General features: G+C 58.5%; 3 protein-coding genes. All 3 read right to left on the bottom strand.

The window, feature by feature from the left end; genetic code table 11:
• Positions 1 to 63: 63 nt before the first annotated feature.
• A complete protein-coding gene (locus H0V78_11925; GenBank protein MBA2352449.1) occupies positions 64 to 435 on the bottom strand; it encodes a transposase family protein in 372 nt (123 codons plus the stop codon).
• A gap of 306 nt (positions 436 to 741) precedes the next feature.
• On the bottom strand, positions 742 to 930 hold the full coding sequence (locus tag H0V78_11920; GenBank protein MBA2352448.1) for a helix-turn-helix domain-containing protein: 189 nt from the start codon (positions 928 to 930) through the stop codon (positions 742 to 744).
• Between the two features lie 1013 nt (positions 931 to 1943).
• Entirely contained in the window at positions 1944 to 3410 is a 1467-nt protein-coding gene (locus tag H0V78_11915) for a DUF839 domain-containing protein (GenBank protein MBA2352447.1), read from the bottom strand.
• Positions 3411 to 3831 lie beyond the last annotated feature (421 nt).

Here is a 3831-nt window from a genome sequence, read left to right as displayed (position 1 = left end):
GGGTAGCCCCAGCCCCGCCATTTGAACGCGTCCTAGCTGTGGAGTTGCAACACGTTATGCTCATTACCCGGCAGTCGAGAAGCGGGCGGCAGACCGCCGATGCCTTGATGCGGTCGATGCCCAATTGTAGTAATGCGTCCAGCAATCGAGCATGGCGGCTCGCTGGTTGGAATGATGATAGATGAAGCCGTAAGCCCATTCGCGCAGGGCAGAACCGATAAATCGTTCGGCTTTGCCGTTGGTCTGCGGACAGTAGGGTTTGATGTAGCGATGACGCAAGCCCAGGCTGTGGCAGGCATGCGCGAAGTCCTTGGAACGAAAGCAAGGCCCGTTGTCGGTCAGGATACGGCGGATGGTGACACCGAGGCGAGCGAAATAGGCGATCGCGCTTTGCAAGAAGGCAATCGCGCATACTTTGCCCTCGTTGGCTTGCACCCTGTAAAGCCGATCCGCGAGTGATCGTCGATGGCAACGAACACGCTCTCAAAGCCTGCGCCCTTGACCGAATCACGCGGGTTACCGGTAATCCGGTGACCGATCGCCTCGATCCGGCCTAAAGTCTTGATATCGAGGTGCAACAAGTCTCCGGGTGCTGCGTGCTCGTAGCGCATGACCGGAGCAACGGAGTCGAGAGCCGAGAGCTGGGACAGACCGACGCGCGCGAGCACCCGGCTGACCGTGGCGCTCGACACCCGCAACGCCTGCGCAACGCGCCATGGTCAGACGTTTTCTTTGCGCAGTTCAACAATTGCAAGCGCCGTGGTCGCGACAATCGCCCGCGGACGGACTCTTGAGGGGACGCGACGAGTGATCGAGAAGGCCGGACTGACCTTGGGCCAGATAACGCCCGACCCACTTGCGCGCGGTCGTTACGCTGACACCAAAGCGCGCCGCCACCAGCCTCACCTCAAACCCAATCCGAATGAACAACAACGTGTTGCAACATCACACCTAGGTGAGCTATGAGAGGGCTCCCAGCCGACGGATAAACTCCCATGGCGCTATTCGACCTGTTCGTCAGGCAGCTCATCGACATCGAGTGGCAGGACGACTCGTGGGACACACTGTCCTTCCTCTTCCAGAGGATTAGAGAGCCCAGCCTCGATATAAATCTCTGGCGGATGTAACGTGTCGCATGCCCCGCCGGCCACCCATTCATCTTTGACGGTGGCCGCTTCACATTGTCCGACGCGGCCATAACCGCGAGCCGTGTTTCTTCACTGAAGAGGACTACCACGCTTACCAGCACTGGCTGGGCGCGGTCGTGTTCTCCTAGATCGTATTCAAGTCGCGAGCGCATCGAGATCGCGTCAACGCCAGGGCGATGAAGGGACCCGCGCCTGGCGGACATGATGGACCCAAAGGCTATGCCGTTCGACGGCAAGCGCATGATCTACGGCGGATTGAAGGTCCTGGGCGACGGTTGACGCGCGCTGCGCGTCGAGGATGCCGGAACGTGCTGCGTGGGCAAAGACATACGAGGCATGAGAATGCCCGCTGACTATTGAGCTTTCATAAATGACTAACGCGTTTCTCGTTGTCCCCGCCCCCGATTGAAACATTCGAGGGCAGGCTGCGTCGGGTACCCAGCGACTGGGTTCGACGACACTGAATTCCCGCTTCCGCGGGAATGACCGGGTGGTGTTAGGCATTTGTGCGAAGATGCCGCTGTCGCGCGCGCTCAGGGCGTCCGTTGTTGCACAGCTCGATCGTTTACGTTGCGGCTTGCGCAAATGCCGGGCCACTCGATCACCCGTGCCCATCCCCGGAAGTACTGGCGCTACGGGTTTTGTGATTTTGAATAGCGGTAACGGCACGCGTTTAAAAAAACAGGCCGCAAGTGCGGCCTGTTTTTTAGTGCGGGGCGTCTCGTTAATCCCATTCATACTCGACGAGCGCACAGCTACGCGAAAACTCGTCTCCTGACACCAGTTAGCGAACGGCTAATGGCCTTTCCTGACTTTGAAGCCGGTGATTCTCAACACATCGTCGGTCGCGTAATCGTCGACTTTGCTGACCCGTTCGTCGTTCGAGTGCTGGATCGAAAGATACGCGGTTTCGCCGTCGGCGCTAAAAATGAATCCAGTGGGTTCGGCCGAGCTATCCTTGACCGACAGAATCTTGACGCAGCCATCACTCTTGATATCGCGGTCGTCACCATCGCGCAGGCAGGCGAATATGTCACCGTTATCGTGGTCTTCGATCACGTAAAGAATTCCGGTTTTTGGCTGGAAGTCGAGGTTATCGAATGAATTGAAATCGAGATCGCCTTCAACGAAGCGATTCGCGACCACTGTGCGCTGCATTGGATCGGCGACCAGCGGCGCGCTGTCGACTGCGCAGACGACTTCGGAGTAATTCTTGCCGTCCTCGTTGCCGGTGTCGGTCCAGCAAACACGTACCGCCAACGGATTCTTCGCGTCCGAATACTCGGGGTCCTGGTGCAAATCTTCCGGCCGATAATAGCCGGTCGCGCCATTCTTGTTGGCATCGGTGCGCGCAGTCGCAGCGTTGACCGAAATCCACGCCGCGTTGCCGATCTCGCAACCTTGACCGTATTGCTGTGTGTCGTCGACGCACGAGACCTGGAGCGCGTAGACAGCGCCCGCGGTGAATGGAGATTCGGCGAGATTCGCAATCGCGCCATCGCCGCTACGCGCGACCGATGGAATGAATTTGAAAATCGCGCCGCCATCGGTATCGTTGTCGGCTTTTCCATCGCCGTTCAGATCGATCGAACCCGGACGCAGTTCGTCGCCGGCGATGACTACGCCGGAGGGCAGAATAGCGATGCCTTCCCAGGCCATGGTCGGCAGCGCGGTCCGTTTCGCAATCTCGGCCGTGTTGGCGCCGCCGGCAGCGTCAACGATCGCGCCTGTCGCCCGGCTGGCCACGGTGAAGTTGGTTGTGGTCAGCGGATGCAGGATTTCATAGGTGCCGCCATCGGTGGTTTCTTCGGTTACCAGAATTGTTCCCCATGGCGTGGTGCGGATACCGTCGCAACGGCTCATGCCGCGCAGGATGGTTTCAACCTTCCCGTCGCCCAGACTGATGCGCTGCACCGCCGGGTTGAACTTGTCGCCAACCGCATAGGCGTCTTTGTTCGCGTCGCCGGACAACTGTTCGCGCGCCCCTTCCACACAAGTGATCAGATGGGTCGGGTTTTGCAGCGGAAAAAACGCGATCATGTCGGTATTGTTACCAGCATTGCGCGTCAGGTATTCAACCTTCAAACCGTCGGCCAGCAACACCTGGTCATCGGCGCTTTGGGTGGCTGTGCGATACGCGCCGGTGGTCGCGGGTGCGGAGTCTTTAAGCGGCCACTTTACGCCGAACAGCTTATTTGAGCGCTTGTTCAATTTGCTCTCGACGAATACGCCGAAATCCTTATCGTCGTCGTCATCGGCCATGACCGCGCCGGAGTTTAAGCCGCGGCTATCACCAAACCGCTTAGTGCTGCCGCTTTTGCGGCCTTCTTCCACTTCCTATTCATGCGCTTCTCCTTTGGTTGTCCTTCATGACCTGCGCCTGCATGTAGCAAAACCAATAATTTCGCCCCGACACGATCATATTGCTTGCTTGTTACGTCTTTAGTAGCGGATTGGCGGCGTATTCCTACCCGATACACCGACTTTGCAAGTCTCGGTATCGACCCCGCCGCCAATGCCTGAATCCGATTTGACGGCGACGAGCGCACCGGCAGCGCCGAAAAAGCCAATTGAAGGGGCAAGCACGTTTGTGTTGGTAGTTTCGGCGATGGTTGAGGCCACGCCTTACGCTTGGGCGCGAAATTTCGCGGCAGCTTGGATTCTCGCGCGAGGGCGGGCCCGT

This window comes from Burkholderiales bacterium (genome assembly GCA_013695435.1).
Classification (GTDB): Bacteria; Pseudomonadota; Gammaproteobacteria; order Burkholderiales; family JACMKV01; genus JACMKV01.
The sequence above is the reverse complement of the archived record's forward strand: the minus strand, read 5'-3'. Positions and strand labels throughout refer to the sequence as shown.

Coding starts and splice junctions, on each gene's coding strand:
- H0V78_11915 (MBA2352447.1), bottom strand. CDS start 3,410: ATGGCCGATGACGACGACGATAAGGATTTCGGCGTATTCGTCGAGAGC.